16 protein-coding genes are annotated in these 18,260 nt (G+C 63.8%); 11 read left to right on the forward strand and 5 right to left on the reverse strand.

Annotation, left to right across the window (positions count from 1 at the left end):
• Positions 1-12: 12 nt before the first annotated feature.
• The 3 genes from AC1D75_RS10550 to AC1D75_RS10560 all read right to left on the reverse strand — a co-directional run bounded on the left by AC1D75_RS10550 (position 13) and on the right by AC1D75_RS10560 (position 3,265).
• A complete protein-coding gene (locus AC1D75_RS10550) occupies positions 13-198 on the reverse strand; it encodes a YbdD/YjiX family protein (protein ID WP_495515182.1) in 186 nt (61 codons plus the stop codon).
• The gene (locus AC1D75_RS10555) at positions 195-2,462 is read right to left on the reverse strand and encodes a carbon starvation CstA family protein (RefSeq protein WP_495515183.1); all 2,268 of its coding nucleotides are present in this window, start codon (positions 2,460-2,462) and stop codon (positions 195-197) included. Before AC1D75_RS10555 ends, AC1D75_RS10550 begins: the two co-directional genes overlap by 4 nt.
• Before the next feature lie 116 nt (positions 2,463-2,578).
• A complete protein-coding gene (locus tag AC1D75_RS10560; protein ID WP_495515184.1) occupies positions 2,579-3,265 on the reverse strand; it encodes a hypothetical protein in 687 nt (228 codons plus the stop codon).
• Positions 3,266-3,424: 159 nt separating this feature from the next.
• Between AC1D75_RS10560 and AC1D75_RS10565 the strand changes: the two genes are divergently transcribed.
• Both AC1D75_RS10565 and AC1D75_RS10570 read left to right on the forward strand, forming a co-directional pair.
• Positions 3,425-5,494: a sensor histidine kinase gene (locus tag AC1D75_RS10565; protein ID WP_495515185.1), complete on the forward strand. Its 2,070-nt coding sequence runs from the start codon at positions 3,425-3,427 to the stop codon at positions 5,492-5,494.
• Positions 5,491-6,144, forward strand: a complete 654-nt coding sequence (locus AC1D75_RS10570; RefSeq protein WP_495515186.1) for a response regulator — start codon at positions 5,491-5,493, stop codon at positions 6,142-6,144. The genes AC1D75_RS10565 and AC1D75_RS10570 overlap by 4 nt, the downstream gene beginning before the upstream one ends.
• 19 nt (positions 6,145-6,163) lie before the next feature.
• Here AC1D75_RS10570 and AC1D75_RS10575 read toward each other — a convergent pair whose 3' ends face one another.
• Positions 6,164-6,907 carry a DJ-1/PfpI family protein gene (locus tag AC1D75_RS10575; RefSeq protein WP_495515187.1) on the reverse strand — a complete coding sequence of 248 codons (744 nt, stop codon included), beginning with the start codon at positions 6,905-6,907 and terminating at the stop codon, positions 6,164-6,166.
• A gap of 1 nt (position 6,908) precedes the next feature.
• On the reverse strand, positions 6,909-7,910 hold the full coding sequence (locus tag AC1D75_RS10580) for a GlxA family transcriptional regulator (protein WP_495515188.1): 1,002 nt from the start codon (positions 7,908-7,910) through the stop codon (positions 6,909-6,911).
• 224 nt (positions 7,911-8,134) lie between these two features.
• On the opposite strand from AC1D75_RS10580, the gene AC1D75_RS10585 reads away from it, so the two are divergent.
• The 9 genes from AC1D75_RS10585 to AC1D75_RS10625 all read left to right on the forward strand — a co-directional run bounded on the left by AC1D75_RS10585 (position 8,135) and on the right by AC1D75_RS10625 (position 18,230).
• Positions 8,135-8,833, forward strand: a complete 699-nt coding sequence (locus AC1D75_RS10585; protein ID WP_495515189.1) for an alpha/beta hydrolase — start codon at positions 8,135-8,137, stop codon at positions 8,831-8,833.
• Between the two features lie 44 nt (positions 8,834-8,877).
• A complete protein-coding gene (locus tag AC1D75_RS10590) occupies positions 8,878-10,242 on the forward strand; it encodes an aminotransferase class I/II-fold pyridoxal phosphate-dependent enzyme (RefSeq protein WP_495515190.1) in 1,365 nt (454 codons plus the stop codon).
• Positions 10,243-10,391: 149 nt separating this feature from the next.
• Positions 10,392-11,774, forward strand: a complete 1,383-nt coding sequence (locus AC1D75_RS10595) for an LLM class flavin-dependent oxidoreductase (RefSeq protein ID WP_495515191.1) — start codon at positions 10,392-10,394, stop codon at positions 11,772-11,774.
• 35 nt (positions 11,775-11,809) lie between these two features.
• Positions 11,810-13,339 carry an ABC transporter substrate-binding protein gene (locus tag AC1D75_RS10600; RefSeq protein WP_495515192.1) on the forward strand — a complete coding sequence of 510 codons (1,530 nt, stop codon included), beginning with the start codon at positions 11,810-11,812 and terminating at the stop codon, positions 13,337-13,339.
• Positions 13,336-14,361, forward strand: coding sequence for an ABC transporter permease (locus AC1D75_RS10605; RefSeq protein WP_495515193.1), 1,026 nt, complete (start codon positions 13,336-13,338; stop codon positions 14,359-14,361). Before AC1D75_RS10600 ends, AC1D75_RS10605 begins: the two co-directional genes overlap by 4 nt.
• Before the next feature lie 7 nt (positions 14,362-14,368).
• A complete protein-coding gene (locus AC1D75_RS10610; RefSeq protein ID WP_495515194.1) occupies positions 14,369-15,229 on the forward strand; it encodes an ABC transporter permease in 861 nt (286 codons plus the stop codon).
• Positions 15,219-16,085, forward strand: coding sequence for an ABC transporter ATP-binding protein (locus AC1D75_RS10615; protein ID WP_495515195.1), 867 nt, complete (start codon positions 15,219-15,221; stop codon positions 16,083-16,085). Before AC1D75_RS10610 ends, AC1D75_RS10615 begins: the two co-directional genes overlap by 11 nt.
• Positions 16,075-16,923: an ABC transporter ATP-binding protein gene (locus tag AC1D75_RS10620; protein ID WP_495515196.1), complete on the forward strand. Its 849-nt coding sequence runs from the start codon at positions 16,075-16,077 to the stop codon at positions 16,921-16,923. The genes AC1D75_RS10615 and AC1D75_RS10620 overlap by 11 nt, the downstream gene beginning before the upstream one ends.
• A complete protein-coding gene (locus AC1D75_RS10625) occupies positions 16,920-18,230 on the forward strand; it encodes an NtaA/DmoA family FMN-dependent monooxygenase (RefSeq protein WP_495515197.1) in 1,311 nt (436 codons plus the stop codon). Before AC1D75_RS10620 ends, AC1D75_RS10625 begins: the two co-directional genes overlap by 4 nt.
• The last annotated feature ends 30 nt before the right edge of the window (positions 18,231-18,260 follow it).

The following is an 18,260-nucleotide window of genomic DNA, read 5'->3' on the forward strand; positions in this document are numbered from 1 at the left end:
GGTCGCCGGCGATCAGCAGCAGCGGCCTTGCGGATTGTTGTCCTGCGCGGCGTAGCGATGTCGCCAGTAGTCACGCTCGGTCAACGGCGCCGTGTCCGGATGTCGTGAGCGGTGGTGTGCGACGTAGCGCTGATAGTCGTTGTCGCCCATCACCGACCCGATGTACCAGCGCACGGCCCCGATGACGCGCCTGGTCATCGAGACAGCGGAGTTGGCTTCTTCTTGAGGTACTCGTCCCATTCTCGCTGCACCTCCTTTTCTGTCGGCGTTGCGATCATGCCGCTGGGTGCGAAGATCCTGGACTCGCTCGGTTCGTCCTCGGTGGTGGGGAGACCGCGATTGCGAATCGCATTGACGGACACGAATACTGCCGCGATGACGACGATCAGGACGAGCACCGCAAACACGATCGACAACGTGCCCTGGATGAACGTATTGCGGATCACGGCATCGATCTCTCCGGACGTCTTCGCGTTTTTGAAGACGGTCAGGCCTGAATCCTTCGCATCGACAAAATCTTGATGCTGCTGCCAATAGCCGATGGCGGGATTGTTCGAAAAGATCTTCTCCCACGATGCGGTCATGGTCACGACCAGGTCCCAGACCAGCGGAACACCGGGTATCCACGCCCATTTGAACAGTCCGCGTTTGAGCACGATCACCAGCACCACGGTCAACGCGATCGCGGCCAGCAACTGGTTGGCGATGCCGAAGAGCGGGAACAGGGTGTTGATGCCACCGAGGGGATCGGTCACACCCATCAGCAGGATCGATCCCCACAGGCCCACCACGATCAGGGTGCACAACCAGGCGCCGGGCCGCCACGAAGGATCTTTGAAACGCTTGCCGCCCTTCACGTTGCTGAGCCCGTCCGAGAGCATGAACCGGGCGACACGGGTCCCGGCGTCCACGGTTGTCAGGATGAACAATGCCTCGAACATGATCGCGAAGTGATACCAGAAGGACCGCAACGATTCTCCGCCGAACGCACTCTGCATGGTGTCGGCCATGCCCATCGCCAGTGTTGGTGCACCACCGGTCTTGGAGATGATCGACTCTTCGCCGACTGCTCTGGCCGCGTCCTCCAATTGCGCGGCGGTGGCCGGTTCACCCCGCAGGCCCGGGAGGCCGTTGACGTATTCCGCAGCGGTTTCCGGGGTTCCGCCGGTAACCGCCGCCGGTGCGTTCATCGCGAAGTACAGATGCTGATTGAGGATGCAGGCGGTGATCAACGCCATGATCGCCACAAACGACTCGGTCAGCATGCCGCCGTATCCGATGATCCTGGCCTGACTTTCCTTCTCGAGCATCTTCGGTGTCGTCCCCGAGGCGATCAGCGCATGGAAGCCCGAGAGCGCGCCACACGCGATGGTGATGAAGAGGAACGGGAACAATGCTCCGGCAAAGGCCGGACCCTCACCGTTGCTCGCGAATTCGCTGACCGCCGGTGCCTGCATCACCGGCCGGGCGATCACGATGCCCAGTGCCAGCAGCACGATCGTGCCGACCTTCATGAAGGTGGACAGGTAGTCGCGCGGTGCCAGCAGCAGCCAGACGGGCAACACCGCAGCGGCGAATCCGTAGATGATGATGCACCAGCTCAGAACCACGGGCGAAAGACTGAACAAGTCTCGGCCCCAGCCTGATTCACCGACCCAGCGTCCTGAGATGATCGCCAGTATCAGCAGTGCGAAGCCGATCAGCGAGACCTCTGACACCCGGCCTGGCCGCAGAACGCGTAGATACACACCCATGAACAGCGCGATGGGGATGGTCATGGCGATCGAGAAGACACCCCAGGGACTTTCGGCCAACGCGTTGACAACCACCAGGGCCAGCACCGCGATCAAGATGATCATGATGGCGAAAACAGCGATCAACGCCGCGAATCCACCGACATCTCCGAGTTCGTCGCGGGCCATCTGCCCGAGGCTTCTGCCTCGTCGCCGCACCGAGATCGAGAGCACCAGGTAATCCTGGACGCACCCGGCGAACACCGCGCCGATGATGATCCAGATGGTGCCGGGCAGGTAGCCCATCTGTGACGCCAGCACCGGTCCCACCAGCGGCCCGGCGCCGGCGATGGCCGCGAAGTGGTGGCCGAACAACACCCGTCGATCGGTGGGCATGTAATCCTGGGCGTTGTCGAGGACCTCGGCCGGGGTGGCGTGATCATCGCGCGGACGGACGATCTTCATCTCGATCAGCCGCGCGTAGAACCGGTATCCGATGATGTACGTGCAGATCGCGGCGATGACAAACCAGACGGCGTTGACGGACTCGCCACGCACCAACGCGATGATCGCCCAGGCGCACGCGCCGATGATGGCGATCACCGCGAAGATGACCCGTTTTCCGACTGTCATCGGACTGCGATCGATGATCGCCACCGGCGGTAGATCGGGGTCGGTGCGGATCAGGTCGACGTGTGGATCCGGTCGGCGTTCCTGGGTGTCGGTCACCGTGACTCCTGGGTGCGTTGTGGGCGGTAGGAGGCTACCTCCCCATTGTGACGCGCATCACACTACGCCCGGTCCAGATCAGTGATCTTCACCCTTCCGATCGATGGTCGCTGCGCTCATCGGGTGATGGTGCTCTTGCCGAGCGCCAGTCCGGCGAAGGCGACCACCAGCCAGGCGCCGCCGACAACACCCGGGAATCCGGGTAGCCCGAATGCCGCGACGGTACCGATCACCGGCAGCAGCGCGAGAATGCTGATCACGCCGATCCAGCGGGAGATCAGGCGCTCGCGCAGGGCCATCCAGGCGATGGCCCCGGCCGCGATGGTCACACCCAGATAGCCGATGAACGAGCCGAAGTCGTTGAGGACGTAGAGGACATAGAGTCCGTCCTTGTCGAAGGTGCCGTCCTCGTTGCCGCCGTTGTACAGACCCATCGCACCTTTCCATCCGTAGCCAAGGGACAGGGCGCCTGCCGAGGCGGTGAAGGCCAGCGGAACCACCCGCGCGGCGGTGCTGCCGGGGGTACGCGGCTCGACATGGCGGCGCCAGGCTGCGGCGAGCACCAGGAGCAGCGCGACGGTCAGGTAACCGGCAATGATCGAACCATGGGCCTTGCCGCTACTGATGTCGTCGACAATGTCCGCGTTGTAGGCCTTGTCCTCGTCCCACTCCGGATGTAGGTCGAAGGCCAGCGTGCCGGCCAATGCTCCGATTCCGGCAGCCACGCCCAGCCAGGGCCATCGGCTCTTCGACGTGTTCGGATCGTTCTCGGTCTCCGAAACCTGGGTGCTCGGTGTGGTCATCGCAATTCTCCTGTGGTCGGGGGCGGTCGCTGTCGTCGGTTGACATGGGAGAACTGTGGGGCGGGAGCCGTCCCGGGCAACAGGGACACCTGCCCCGGATCACCGGGAATCTTCGCCCGAGCAGCGACTTCAACGGATTCGGCATGCCACGATGAGCGGGTGAGATCTCCTGTCCGCGCGGTCGGTAACCGGTTCGGCGACACTGCCGCCCGGTTGCGTGACAGGGCCGACGGGTTGGGCGATTCCGCGCTGCGGCGACTTGCTCTGGGCTGCGCGCTGACCGCGGTCGCCTGTGCGGTCGGGGCGGTGCTGCTCCATCATGAATTGACCGGCCGCGCCGACACCGAACCGATGTTCGTCGGCGACGTGGTGCTCGGTTCGGTGTGGCCGCTGGCCGGGGTCGCGGTGCTGTGGCATCAGCCGCGCAACCGTTGTGGCTGGTTGCTGGTCGGCACCGGGTTGATCAGTGTGTATCTGCTTCTCGGCCAGTACAGCGTGTGGGACAAGAAGGTGACGCCGCTGCCGCTGGCGGGGTTCACCGACTGGATCTCGATGTTCGGCTTTGTCGTCTACTTCTTTGTTCTGCCGTTGCTGCCACTGATCTTTCCCGATGGACGCTTCGGCTCGCGGTTCGAGCGGACCCTCGGGCTGACGGTGATCGCCCTTGCCTGTTCGGCCACCGTGGCCCGGCTGCTGGTGCCGGAGCGGGCCGATGTCGATGCGGCGGTGCGTAATCCGATTCAGATCGACGCGTTGTATGCGCTCAACTATGTGACCCTCATCTGCTCATTCCTCTGTCTGGGTGTGGCCACGCCGCTCGCTGTTGTGGCGGTCATCAGACGTACCCGCCGCGCTGTCGGGGTGCAGCGGGCACAGTTGCAGTGGTTCATGGTCGGCGGGATCGTGCTTGCCGGTGGCTTGCTGGTGGCCATTCTCTTCGGTGAGTCCGACCTCGGCAGCACCGCTTTCGTGATCGCGTTGTTGGCTCCACCAGTCGCGGTGGTCGCGGCCGTCATGCGATATCGATTGCGGGACGCCGAGTTTGCGCTCAGTCGCTCCATCGTCCTGGTGGTGGTCGTCGGTGTGGTCGCCGCGGGCGGTGGGCTGCTGTTGTGGCAGATCGATCCGGAGCTGGCAGGTTCGAGGGCGGGCGTCGCGCTGGTCGTGGTCTGTGTGCTCGGCGCCTTCGCGGTTCGGGCCGGTTTGCAACGGCTCATCGACGATTGGTGGTTTCCCCAGCTGCGGGGTTCGAGGGCGCTGGCTCCGAAGATCTCGGCCGCGGTGTCGTTGTCGTCGGAGCCCCGCGCGGCATTGGCCGATCTGATCCTGGCCTTGCGAACCGAATTACGGTTGCCCTATGTGGCTTTCGAGGGTGTGGTCCGGGTCGGTGAGGGGCAGCGGCCCGAACGTGTGATCGCCATCGAGGCAGTTGCCCTTGGCCGCCGGGTCGGTCAGCTCGAGGTGGCGCCGCGCCGGGCCGGTGAAGGATTCACCGGCGACGAACGGGAGCTGTTGGAACAGTCCGCAGCGCATGCGGCGATGATGGCCTACGCCGCTGCGCTGGTCACCGAAACCGAGAACAGTCGAGCCCGCATCGTTGCCGCGCGGGAAGAGGAGCGGCGGCGGTTGCGCAATGATCTGCATGACGGCGTGGGACCTGCCCTGGCTGGGATCGCCCTGCAGATGGATGCGCTGGCGGTGTCACTGCGCAAGAGCGGTGACGAGGCGGATGCGCAGACGGCCAAAGGAATCCGTGATCGAGTCCGCGAGACCGTGGTGCAGGTGCGGGCGGTCTCACATGGGTTGCGTCCACCGGTCCTCGATCAGCTCGGCCTGGCGCTGGCCCTGCGGCAACTGGTGGACGGGCTCGGCGTCATCGAAGGGTCGGTGCAATGCGACGATGTCGCCGACCTGTCCGCAGCAGCAGAGGTGGCCACCTATGCGATTGCGGCCGAAGCGGTCACCAACGTTGTCCGGCACAGTGCTGCGTCGCGTGTGCGAATCGACGTCGAACGCGACGATCTCCATCTCGAACTCCGCGTCAGCGACAACGGTCGCGGTATGCCGGTGCGTCCAGCGCCGGGCGTCGGACTGACCAGCATGCGGCAACGCGCAGCCGAGGTCGGTGGCCGCGTCGAGCATCTGGGCGCCGCCGGGGGCGGCACCGTGGTACGGCTGACGCTCCCGATGAATACCGTTCCGGCACAAGGAGAGGTTGTCAATCTGTGACCACCGTATTGGTTGTCGATGACCACGCCCTGTTCCGGGCCGGGATGCTTGCGGTGCTCGCCGCGATGGATGACGTCGTGGTGGTCGGTGAAGCATCGGACGGCGAAAGTGCGTTGGTGGCCATCGGCGAACTGCGTCCGCAGGTGGTGCTGATGGATCTGCGGATGCCGGGTATCGGCGGGCTGTCGGCCACGGCCCGCGTGGCCGAGCTGTACCCCGATGTCGCGGTCATCGTGTTGACCATGAGTGAGGATTCGGACTCGGTTTTTGCGGCATTGCGCGCCGGTGCCCGCGGCTACCTCCTCAAGGAAGCAGAGGCCGATGATGTGCAGCGCACCATCGCTGCCGTCGCCAGGGGGGATGCCGTCTTCGGTCCGCGCGTCGCCGAACAGGTGGTCGGCTTTTTCGCCGCCAACGGGCATCGGACGTCGGGGCCGCAGGCCTTTCCCGAGCTCACCGGTCGCGAACGTGAAGTGCTGGACCTGATGGCGACCGGACTCGACAATGCCGCCATCGCACGACGACTGTTCTTGTCGGAGAAGACGGTCCGGAACCGGGTCAGTGAGATCCTCGCCAAGATGCGGGCCCGGACCAGGGCAGAAGCGGTGGCCCGTGCCCGCGACGCCGGTATCGGTGGGTCCCGGGACTGAGCCCACGGGACGGATCGTTTCACGTGGAGCGGATTCTCGGGCGGCCGGATCTGGGAGCGCGTGCCTTCGCGAGCGCTTGCGTCCAGGCGAGCTTGGTCAATGCGGACAGATGCGCGGGGTTGATCGTCTCCCTGGCGAGCAGGCTCATGGCGAGCGCCCGGGCGGAAGTCGATGCCTTGCTGAAATGCCCGGCATCAAAAGGTGGCTGCGGATCGTATTCGATCGCCAGTTGAATCGCCTCGGCCCGCGTTGTCCCGCTGACCTTTTCCGCTATGGAGAATGCCAGATCGATCCCCGCCGAGACGCCCGCGCTGGAGACCACCCGCTCGGTGAACACAATGCGTTGATCCGCGACCGGTGTCACACCGAACAAGCGGAGCGAGGGCAGCGCCTGCCAATGACTGGTGGCACGCTGACCCTTCAAGATCCCGGCCGCCGCCAGGATTACGGAACCGGCACAGACCGAGGCCGTCCACGTCGTGGATTCATGTGCCCGCCCGAGCCATTCGAGCAGCACTCCATCCCCAGCGTGGATTCCCACCGACGAACTACCGCCCGGCACCACAACGATGTCAGGCGAGGGTGTTTCGTCCAAGGTGTGGGTGGCGCCGAGGATCGCGATTCCGGAGTCGGCCGCGATGGGCCCCGTTTCGTGCCACACGAACCTGATGTCGGCAGCGGGCAGGAATCGGAGCACCTCGTAGGGCCCGATCACGTCGAGTGCGGTGAATCCGGGGTACAGGACGATTGCAATCTGGGTCATGTCAGCCCTTCGGTGGGTTCAGGTCGTGCGCAGTCGATTCCGGGGCATGCGAGAAGGATTGGCGATACGTTTCGGGTGGTATGCCGAGGTTTCGCAGAAATGCACGCCGCATCACCTCGGCGGAACGGAAGCCACATCGTGCGGCGATGGAAGCGTGGGTGTCGCCCGACGCTTCGAGATGCGTTCGGGCGACGTCCACGCGAATCTTCTCGACGTACCGGCCCGGTGGAGTGCCTACCTCGGAAGTGAACAACCGGGTGAAGTGCCGCTCGCTCATCCCGGCGCGTTGGGCGAGGTCGGGCACACCCCACGACTGGGAGGGATCGGCCTCAATGCACTCCTGCGTGTTGCGAATAGGTGTTGATCGTGCCCGCGGCGTCCACACCGGTGGCGCGAATTGCGATTGAAACCCGGATCTGCGGCGGTACAACACGAGCCACTGGGCCACCGACTGTGCGATGTCCTGGCCGTGGTCGTCTTCCACCAGCGCAAGCGAGAGATCGATACCCGATGTCACACCGGCTGAGGTCCAGATCCGGTCCGAGCTGCGACGAAAGATCGCCGCGGGATCGACCGTGACGTTCGGATATCGCAGCCCCAGTTCGTCGGCCATTGCCCAGTGCGTGGTGGCTACCAGTCCGTCGAGCAGACCTGCTTCGGCTGCGAGGAAGGCCCCGGTGCACACAGTGGCGACACGTGTCGACCCAAAGCGTCTGTCGCGCAGCCATTTCGCGCAGGCTGGTCCGGTACTGTGGTCAATGGCCCCGATCCCGCCGGGGATGATCAGCGTGTGAATGTGAGGACCCGGTTCCGGTAGCGGCACGGTGTGAAACGTGAGCGATCCGCCGGTCCGAATCGGTCGGCCGGTCGGGGAGGCCACGACGACGTCATACCCTTCGGATGCCGGGAGCAGGAGTGTGGCGGTGTCGAAGACCTCTGCAGGGCCGACCAGGTCGAGTGCTTGGACACCCTCATACGCGAGCACGACGACTGTTCTGGTCACCGGTACAGCATCTTCCAACGTGCTGTCGGCGTCCAGGACGTGGAGCCCACGATTTCAGACAAGTCCGCAACGCGGCGGCACCGAATATGTTCCGAACAAATGGTCAAGGAAAGGTCCGATGTGCGAGTTATGTTCGGCCTGAGCCTTAATCTTGTTCACCATGCCCGGCCGCGAGATGGTTGCCTGACAACCCCGTGCGGGGAAAATCTCGGGTTAGGACATCTGTGAGCATCGAGTGGTTGGAACCGGAAGCAACTGTGCGTGGTTCGGTGATCGTCATCGCCGGACGCGGTGAACATGCCGGGGTGTACGGACGTTTTGCTCGACGTATCGCAATCGACGGGTACCGGGTATCAGTGGTGGACGGCGACCTCGACGCGAGCTTTCGCGCGACTGCCGACGCGGATACTTCGTTACCGATTGTCGTGGTGGGATCCGACTCCGGCGCCACAGAGGCTCTGGCAGTCGCAGCAGCAACACCCGGCGTCACCGGTGTGGTTGTTGCCGGACTTCTTGTGGACTCGGCAGTGACACCGTCCGTGGACTGGGCGGAGGAACTCGAGATCAGGACGGCATGCCCGGTCCATCGAGGCGTACTCGGCTCGGCCGACGGTCTCGATCGGGGAGCTCTTGAAGACGTGGCGACGATCGTGACGCACGAGTCTCTTTCCGCAACATCGGTTCCTGTCTTGATCGTGCACGGCTCTGCCGATGTGATCAGTCCGGCTGATGAGGTACAACGGTTGGCCCAGTCCCTGCCCAACGCGCGCCTGGTGATCGTCAACGACGGCCGGCACGACATCCTCAACGACGTTGCCCACCGATCTGTGGCGGCCGAGATCGTGCAGTTCCTCGAACGGCTCCGCCTGCCTGGTGCGCCTGACATCATCGATCGCGTTCGGGCCGGTGTGCTCGCCGGATAGCCGTGGTCGTCCGAGCTGCAGCGCAGCAATCGAAGGGAACGGCGATGCCGGCGGCGCTTGAATCCGAAGTGATTGCTGCAGAATGGCTGAGCGGCCGAATCTCTGGTCGCACGAACAACCTCGCCGATGCGATTGCCGATCTGATCAGGTCGGGCGAGATCTCGGTCGGAGACCGTCTACCAACGGTCCGCTCGCTTGCGAAGACGACCGAGTTGACCGTCGGCGCTATCGTCCAGGCGTGGGCGCAACTGCAAGACCAGGGATTTGTGCAGACCCGCCGGCGTGGGGGGACCGTGGTCCTCCCGCCGCGAGACAGCGTGCCCGAGAGGGGAATCGCCGACTGGCGCGGAGTCGATCTCGCGCAGAACGCACCCGACCTGGCCCTACAGCCGTCGTTGGCGGATGCGCTGATGTCCAGTCTCGGGGCGGAGACCCTGAATGTGTTCGGCCGCGAACTGATGACCCGACGGTTGCAACGGGCGGTCGAGCAAAGCTGGCCGTTCGAACCGCAGTCATGGGCGACTGCGGGCGGTGGTACCGAGGCGTTGTTACTCGCGCTCGAGGCAGCGGCCCCGCCCGGGTCGACGATTGCCGTGGACGAACCGCTCGGACCCGGCGTGCTGGACACGATTCGGGATCTGGGTCTGCATGCGATCGGTGTCGGTGCGGACGCAGACGGTCCGTGTCCCGATCAACTGGATGCGGCCTTGGCGGCCGGCGCAGTGGCATTTGTCTTCCAGCCGGGCGCCCCGTTTGCCGTCGATCACGTCGTCACGAACGAACGCACCGAGGAACTCGCGCAGGTTCTTGCTGCCCACCCCAGGGCCTGGGTTATCGAGGATGATTCGATAGGACCGCTGAGGTCGGGTGAGCTGCCGACGATGGGCGCTGCGCTACCGGACCGGGTCGTGCGGATTCGCAGCTACTGCAAGGCCTACGGAATCGACGTTCGCACTTCGGTTTTGGGGGGATCTCGAGAACTGATCGAGGCGGCGATGAGGCTGCGCAGCCACGGCGTCGGATCGAACAGTCGCATTCTGCAGGACACACTGGCGTATCTGATCGACAGCGACGACGCCGAACGCGCTGTCCGCGTGGCCCAGGAGAGATACGCCGCGCGCCGCGCCGCGCTGATCGCCCAGCTGGTGGCCCGTGGCATCGACGCGCGTGCGGGAACGCACGGTCTGGTTGTGTGGGTGACGGTGTCGGATGAGACTGCTGCGCTGGTTGCCCTTGCGCGCCAAGGAATCTCGGTCGGGGCAGGATCACGCTCGTTCGTCGAATCAGCAAACCGCGAACTGCTGCGGATCTCGGCGACCCAATTGCCTGACGACGCCGAGGGAATCGGCCAGCTCGCAGGCCTCGTCGCCAGCGCGGTTGTCGAGTCGACACGCGAGTTCTTTGACTGACGAACTATGTTCTGGCGCTGCGCCGCAACATAGAAATATGTTTCGAACCTCGGAGAATCTAAACCTCTGCATCCGTTCTTTTGTTTCATACACTTCGAGACAACACGGGCGAGCTACTCCGCCAACGGCATTCACATAAGGAGTATTTCATGACCAAGCGGCAACTCAAGCTGGGGGCGGTACTGACCCCGACCGGTGGTCCAGGTCATCCTTATTCATGGCTCGACCCGGAGATCCCCGGCGACGCAAGTGTCGATATCGACTGGTACATCAAATATGCGCGCATCGCCGAGGACGCAAAGTTCGATCTCGTATTCATCGTCGACAGCCAGTACATCACCCCGGATTCGCCTCCGCACTACCTCAACCGGCTGGAGCCGCTGACCCTTTTGTCGGCACTGGCGGTGGCAACAAAGAACATCGGCCTCGTCGGAACGCTGACAACCTCATTCAATCAGCCTTTCAACGTTGCCCGTCGTTTCGCGTCGCTTGACCTCATCAGTCGAGGTCGGGCCGGCTGGAACGTCGTCACGAGCGGGGATGCGGGAACCGCCGGAAACTACAGCCTCGAAGAGCATTACGACTACGCCACGAGATACGGTCGCGGACTGGAGCATGTCGAGGTCGTCAAGGCGCTGTGGGATTCCTACGAGGACGATGCGTTCCCGCGTGACAAGGAGTCCAGGCAATTCCTCGATCCGAGCAAGCTGCACACCCTGGATCATCGTGGTGAGTACTTCTCTGTCGTCGGTCCGCTCAACATCGAGCGTTCCAGGCAGGGGCAACCGGTGATCTTCCAGGCGGGGGACTCCGAGCAGGGCCGTGATCTGGGCGCGCGGATCGCAGATGGAATCTTCACGCATGCGCCGAGTTTCGAAGCCGGCGCCGCGTTCTACGCGGACATCAAAGGCCGGGCCACGGCATTGGGACGTTCAGCCGACGACATCGTGATCCTGCCCGGCGTATCGGTGACCGTCGGTGACACCGATGAGGATGCGCGTGAGATCGAACGCGCGGAGCAATTGGCGGACAACAACTTCGACAAGTCGCTCAACGAGCTCGGCCGGCCATTCGGATGGCACGACTTCCGCCAGTATGACCTCGATGCTCCGTTCCCCACCGAAGCGCTGAAGTTTGCCGAGCGCAGCTTCTACACCAACGCCAAGAAGATCACCGACCTGGCCGTCGAGCGTGGACTGACGTTGCGACAGACAGTTGAGGCACTGAGTTCACCGAAGCTCTCACCCTTCACCGGCAGCGCCGAGACCATCGCGAACGAATTGCAACGGTGGCTTGATGGCAGGGCACTCGACGGCATCAACATCCACATCGGGCATCCCGCGCAGTTCCGCCGGTTCGTCGACGAGGTACTGCCGATCCTGCGAGAGCGCGGTGTCGTCCGGGAGGAATACGAAGGAAAAACGTTGCGCGACAACCTCGGTTTGCGCTTCGTCGAGAATCGTCACACCACAGCTGCGCGTGACGGGATTGCTCCCGCACCACTTCCCGGTGTTTTCTCCGCCAGCCTCTGACACATCCCACCCAATTTCTTCAACAGGAGTATCCAGTGAGCAGGAAGAGTCGGCGCAGTGCCGGCACCGCAGTACTCGGGTTGATCGTCGCGCTGATAGCGACCGCCTGCGGTGGTGGAACCAGCGCCAGCACAGGCAGTTCCGAGGTCAAATGGGCGTTCAGCCTCCCTACGTCGTGGGATCCGGTGACGAGCCGAACCGGTAACGACATCAACACCATCAGCCTCGCCTACGCATCGCTGACGCGCGTGGACAAAGACGGGAAGGTGGAGCCGTCGCTGGCGCAGAGCTGGAAGTATGACGACACCGGAACCGCGGTGACGTTCACGCTTCGGGACGGACTGACATTCACCGATGGCACTGCGCTGGACGCCACTGCTGTCAAGGCATTCTTCGACCGCGGTAAGACACAGGAGGATTCGTTCCTCAAAGATCAGCTCGCCGGCGTCACCGAGGTGGTTGCCGACAGCCCGACCGAAGTGACCCTGAAGCTGTCACAGCCCGACTACCAGATCCCTTACCTCGTGGCGGGCCGCACGGGGGCGATCTCGAGTCCCGCGGCGGCGTCTGACACACAGAAACTGAGCGTCTGGCCGGTCGGTGCAGGCCCGTTCAAGATCACCGACTTCGTGGCCGAAGATCACGCGTACTTCGAGAAGAACCCCGACTACTGGGACGCCGAGAACATCCACATCGACAACTTCCAGCTCAGTGTCGCCCCCGACCCGGCGACACTCGTCGCGGCCGTTCAGTCGGGCTCGATCGACTTCGCGACATTGCCTGCGCTGCAGGCCAAGCAGGCGGAGGCATCCGGCCTCACCGTAACCGTAGAGCCGTCACTGGCCGCGAACAATGCGTCGATCAACCTGAACAAGGCGCCGTTCGACAATCCGAAGGTCGTAGAGGCTTTTCGGTACGCGTTCGACCGGCAGGCCTTTGTCGACGTGATCACCGCCGGGCTCGGTAGCGTCACCAGTCAGCCGTTCCCCGAGGGCAATCCGGCTTTCAATCCCGAGGTCGAAAAGCTGTGGAGCTACGATCCCGAACGCACCAAGCGGCTCCTGCAGGAAGCCGGTTACGGCCCGGGTGAGTTGTCGCTGACCATCACCGCCCAGTCGGTTGCCACCAACCGTGCGGAACTCGCTCAGGCGCAGCTGAAGAAGGTCGGTGTGGAATCAACCATCGCGGTGGTACCCCCGGGCTCCTCCACGTGGCAGAGCGAGGTCTACATCGCCAAGAATCCACAGTTGGCAACCGACGGCACGATCGGTCGTGAATCGCCGGTTCAGAACCTGCTCGCAACGTACGGCAGCGAGGGAATCATGAACCTGAGTGGACCGCATGCGTCACCGGAGTTCGTCGCAGCCCTCGATGCCGTGCGTGCGACACCGATCGAAGATCCTCAGTACCAGGCACGTCTGTGGGCTGCGGTGAAGGCCGGCGTGCTGCAGTCGCCGAGTAACTACCTGTTCAGCAACCCCTGGATCATCGTCTCGGATCCGGCGCTGAAGAACCTCAACATCCTTCCGTCTCAGATTCGTTGGGAAGGCGTCACGGTCTCATGACCTCGACCGCGATCGGATCCGGCCACACCGGGAGCGCCTTCGCCCTCCCGGGGTGGCCGGGCGCGGTGCGTTCGGTGCTGCGAGTGGTGTTCGGCACGGTGTTGATCGTCGTCCCGGTCTTTTTGTTCTCGACTCTCATCACGTTCTTGCTCGGTGCCGCCAGCGACATGAACCCGGCTGCCGGAATCGCGGGTGACGCAGCCACACCCGAGACCATCGCCAGGATCAACGCGGAGTTCGGCTTGGACAAACCGCTCTGGCAGCAGTACGTCGACTGGATGTCGAGCATGCTCACCGGAGATCTGGGCGTGTCGTGGTTCAACAAGATCCCCGTCAGTGAGTTGATCGGGCAGAGGCTGGCCGTCAGCGCATCGATCGCCGGTCTGGCGTTGGTGATCGGCCTCGTATTCGGGATCGGCCTGGGTCTGCTCGCCGCGGTGTATCGGGGGAGCGTTTTCGATCGTCTGGTCACCGCGTACACCTCGGTGGTCTCGACCCTCCCACCGTTCGTCATCTCGATCGGTCTGATCTTGGTCTTCAGCGTCTGGCTGGGCTGGTTGCCATCCGCCGGATACGTTCCACTGGAGGAAGATCCCGGCCGCTGGCTGATGTTGATCACCATGCCTGCGGTGGCGCTGAGCATGGACGTGGTCGCCGATATCGCTCGGCAACTGCGCACCGGACTGGTCGCGGAGCTGGAGCAGGATTACGTCGTCGGGGCTGTGGTGCGTGGAATCAGTCCGACGCGCATTCTCTTTGTTCACGCTCTGCGCAACGGCGCAGGCCCGGCCCTGGCCATCCTGGGAATGAAGATCCCCACACTCATCGGCGGCGCGGTCGTGATGGAGACCATGTTCTCGATGCCCGGATTCGGGCGGCTGGCAGCAGATTCTGCACTACGGGGTGACGTACCGATCGTGCAGGGTGCGCTCGTCGTCGCCATCGTCTTCGTCCTGGTGTGCAACCTCGTTGTCAACATCGTGCTGGGCACCCTTGCTCCGGCAGCCAAGCGACGGGAGTGAAAACGTCATGTTCACACTGATTTTGCGGTATCGGTCTGCGCAGTTGGCGATGGCAGTCCTCGGAGTCATCGTGCTGCTTGCGGTCTTCGGTCCCATGCTGGCCCCGTTCGATCCGCTGGAGCAAGAGAGCAGCGCCATTCTCGCCGGCCCGAGTTCGCAGCACTGGCTCGGTACGGACAGTGTCGGTCGCGACGTTTTCAGCCGAGTGCTCGCCGGATCGACTGTCTCCGTGCTGTCTGCCCTGCAGTCCGTTCTCGTAGGGTTCCTCCTCGGGGTGATCCCCGGGATTCTCTCCGTGTACCTCGGCCGTGGCGTGGAATGGTTCACCCTTCGGCTGATGGATGCACTCATCACGTTGCCCTTCCTGGTCTTTGCAGTGGCGATGACAGCGCTGCTCGGGAACGGTCTGACACAGGCAATGTTCGCTGTCGGCATCCTGATCGCGCCGGCGTTCTACCGCGTCACGCGAGCGGCGGCGCTGACGGTCGCGAACTCTCAGTACGTCGAGGCGGCCGCGTTGATGGGGGCGACCACTCGATGGATCGTGCTGCGCCATGCGGTGAAGAAAGTGCTACCGGCAGTGGGCGTTACGTTCGCAACGATGACCGGCACCAGCCTTGTGATCGTCGCGTCACTGACCTTTCTCGGCATCGGGGTGGTGCCGCCGGATCCCACCTGGGGAGGACTGCTCGCAGACGGCCTGCAGTACCTGTACCAGTCACCTTGGGCTCCGGTGGTCCCGGCGCTGTTGATCGTCGTGACGGTCTGGGCACTCAACGCCATCGCCGATGTTCTACGCGACGCGACCAGCACGTCGCGTCGGCGACGTACCAACGACAAGCAGGAGTTGACCTCAGATGTCTTCTGAAACAATAGATGTCGCCAAAACCCGTGCGACCACCCCGAGTGGGCCGGTGCTGACGGTGACCGATCTGCATATCGCGCTGGGAGACGGCACCGAGCTGGTCCGCGGGGTCGACTTCGTGTTGAACCGCGGCGGCGCCCTCGGCATCGTCGGGGAGTCGGGAAGCGGAAAGTCGTTGACCTGCAGGGCGATTCTCGGAATCCTGCCCAACGGGGTCGAGGCCACAACGGGTTCGATCGAATTCGACGGTATCGAACTCAGCACCCTTGGTGCCAAGGCCTGGCGACCGCTGCGAGGTACCCGGATCTCGGCGGTGTTCCAGGACCCGGCGGCGTACCTGAATCCGTCCATTCGAGTCGGGGAACAACTGGCCGAAGCACTGCGGTCCACGGTGGGATTCTCGCGCGCCGCGGCCAAGGCCCGTGCGGTGGAACTGTTCGCAAAGATGGGGTTGCGCGATCCGGCCTCGGTGTACCGCCAGTACCCGTACGAACTGTCGGGCGGGATGCTGCAACGGGTGGTGATCGCCATCGCGGTCTCCGCGGAACCGGAACTGCTCATCGCCGACGAAGCGACCACGGCCCTCGACGTCACCGTGCAGGCCGTCGTTCTGGACCTGGTCGACGACCTGCGCCTCGAGCTGGGTCTGGCTCTGGTCCTGGTGTCACACGACCTCGCCGTCGTGGCGCAGGTCTGCGATGACGTGATCGTCATGCGAGATGGCTTGGTCGTGGAAGCCGGACCGGCGGAACGACTGCTGAAAGAGCCTCGGCACGATTACACCAGGCAGCTCGTCGAAAACCACCGCGACTACGGTCTCGAAGCGATTCTGGAGAAGGAGATTGCCGGTGTCGGATAACGCGCCGCTGCTGCGGCTGCAGGATGTTCACGTCGAGCGGGGGAGCCGGAGAGCGCGAAAGCAGATTCTCCACGGTGTCGATCTGCATATCGATGCGGGCGAGAAAGTCGGATTGATCGGCGAAAGCGGTTCCGGCAAAACCACATTGGCGCGCACCGTCCTCGGTCTGATCACGCCGACCACCGGGTCGATCGAACTCGACGGCAGGCGCATCGACGGACTGGGCAAAGCCGACCTGCGGATACACCGGCTGGGCGGTGCCGTGCAGTACGTGTTCCAGGACCCGCTGCTCAGCCTCGATCCCGAGATCGAAGTGGGCGTTTCCATCGGTGAAGGACTGGCGGTTCGCGGCACCTATGACCGCACCGAGATCAGCAAGCGCGTCGACGAGGTACTGGACAGCGTCGGCCTCGATCGGAGCTTTGCGACGCGGGTACCGGCGGAACTGTCGGGCGGGCAACGCCAACGTGTCGCGATCGCGCGGGCGATCATCCTCGACCCATCGCTGCTGCTGCTCGACGAACCGGTCAGCGCTTTGGACTCGGTGCACCGGATCCAGATACTGAAGCTCCTCGACGAACTGGGGCGGGCCCGTAACCTCGCGCAACTCTTCATCTCTCACGACCTCGGAGCGGTCGCGGCGCTCGTCGACCGGATTGCCGTCATGTACCAGGGCAGGATCGTCGAACTCGGCGAGACCGCACGGGTGATCAAGGATCCCCGGCACCCGTATACCGCGTTGCTGATCGGTTCGGCACCGACGTTGTCCGGCGGAACCGTCAGTCGTGAGCGCCGTCGCGAACTCCGTCGCGCACTGGCCGAGGAGACCGCTGCATGACAGACCGTCATCTGGTACTCGGTGCCGTCCTGATCGGCGCGGGCGACGCAGGCGCGCAATTGTGGCGGCATCCCGACGTCCCGACCACGGCGAGTATCGACATCGACTGGTACGTCAAGCAGGCAAGGGAGGCCGAGGACGCGCATTTCGACTTCGTTTTCGTGGTCGACAGCCAGTACATCGACGCCGGCTTCCCGCCACACCACCTCAATCGGCTGGAACCGCTCACTCTGCTGTCTGCCGTTGCGATCTCCACTGAGCGAATCGGACTGGTCGCCACGGTCAGCACCACCTACAGCGAGCCGTGGGACATCGCCCGACGCGTGGCGTCGCTTGATCTGATCAGCCGTGGCCGGGCAGCGTGGAATATCGTCACCAGCCAAGATCCCGGGACCGCAGGCAACTTCAGTCGAACTGAGCACGGGGACTACGCGACCCGGTATCGGCGTGCAGGCGAGAGTGTCGAAGTGGTGAAGGGCCTGTGGGACTCCTACGAGGATCACGCGTTCTCAACCGACAAATCAGCTGAGCGGTTTCTGGAACCGGACAAGCAGCACAGGCTCGATCACGTAGGTGAGTTCTTCTCGGTGACCGGCCCGCTGAACATCCAGCGCTCGAGTCAGGGCCAACCAGTCCTCATTCAGGCGGGCACCTCTGATGACGGCAGGAATCTCAGTGCCGAGGTGGCCGAGATCGTATTCAGTTTCGAACCGAGCGAAGACGCGGCGGCACAACTCAAGTCCGACATCCTCACGCGGTCCGAGAAGTACGGAAGAGATCCGGACGACCTGTTGTTCGTGCCAGGGCTCAGTGTCATCATTCGCGACACAGACGAGCAAGCACGGCACGCTCTCGCCGCCGCGCACGACAGTTACCCGATCGAACGGCTCCTGTCCCAGGTCAAGCGGATCTTCGGTGGCCGTGGTTTCGCGGACTACGACCTGGATGAGCCGTTCCCGGATGTCGACCCCACCACGCCCGAATCCTTGGCCGGGGCGGTGTCGTTGGCCCAGCGGGCCCGCGACAATGGTTGGACGTTGCGGCAGACCCTGCGCAGCCTGATCGACCACTGGGCACGATTCGTCGGGTCACCCGTGACCGTGGCAGGCGAAATAGAGCGCTGGTATCGCAGTGGTGCCGTCGACGGATTCAATCTGTTCGTGCAGGATCCGCTGGACTGGTACCGATTTCGGACCGAGGTCGTACCGATTCTTGTCGAGCGTGGTGTTGCCCGTGGAGCCTATTCCGCCGACACACTCCGGGGTCATCTGGGACTCAAGGTCCCGGACAATCGGCACACCCGCTGATGGCATCGGTTTGTCAGGTCTCCGGACCGG

Source organism: Williamsia sp. Y712, from assembly GCF_059445525.1.

Excerpts from the sequence above, each read along its gene's own strand:
- AC1D75_RS10575 (WP_495515187.1), bottom strand. The coding sequence starts at position 6,907 with ATGACCCAGATTGCAATCGTCCTGTACCCCGGATTCACCGCACTCGAC.
- AC1D75_RS10615 (WP_495515195.1), top strand. The coding sequence starts at position 15,219 with ATGTCTTCTGAAACAATAGATGTCGCCAAAACCCGTGCGACCACCCCG.
- AC1D75_RS10590 (WP_495515190.1), top strand. The coding sequence starts at position 8,878 with ATGCCGGCGGCGCTTGAATCCGAAGTGATTGCTGCAGAATGGCTGAGC.
- AC1D75_RS10605 (WP_495515193.1), top strand. The coding sequence starts at position 13,336 with ATGACCTCGACCGCGATCGGATCCGGCCACACCGGGAGCGCCTTCGCC.
- AC1D75_RS10610 (WP_495515194.1), top strand. The coding sequence starts at position 14,369 with ATGTTCACACTGATTTTGCGGTATCGGTCTGCGCAGTTGGCGATGGCA.
- AC1D75_RS10550 (WP_495515182.1), bottom strand. The coding sequence starts at position 198 with ATGACCAGGCGCGTCATCGGGGCCGTGCGCTGGTACATCGGGTCGGTG.
- AC1D75_RS10625 (WP_495515197.1), top strand. The coding sequence starts at position 16,920 with ATGACAGACCGTCATCTGGTACTCGGTGCCGTCCTGATCGGCGCGGGC.
- AC1D75_RS10595 (WP_495515191.1), top strand. The coding sequence starts at position 10,392 with ATGACCAAGCGGCAACTCAAGCTGGGGGCGGTACTGACCCCGACCGGT.
- AC1D75_RS10560 (WP_495515184.1), bottom strand. The coding sequence starts at position 3,265 with ATGACCACACCGAGCACCCAGGTTTCGGAGACCGAGAACGATCCGAAC.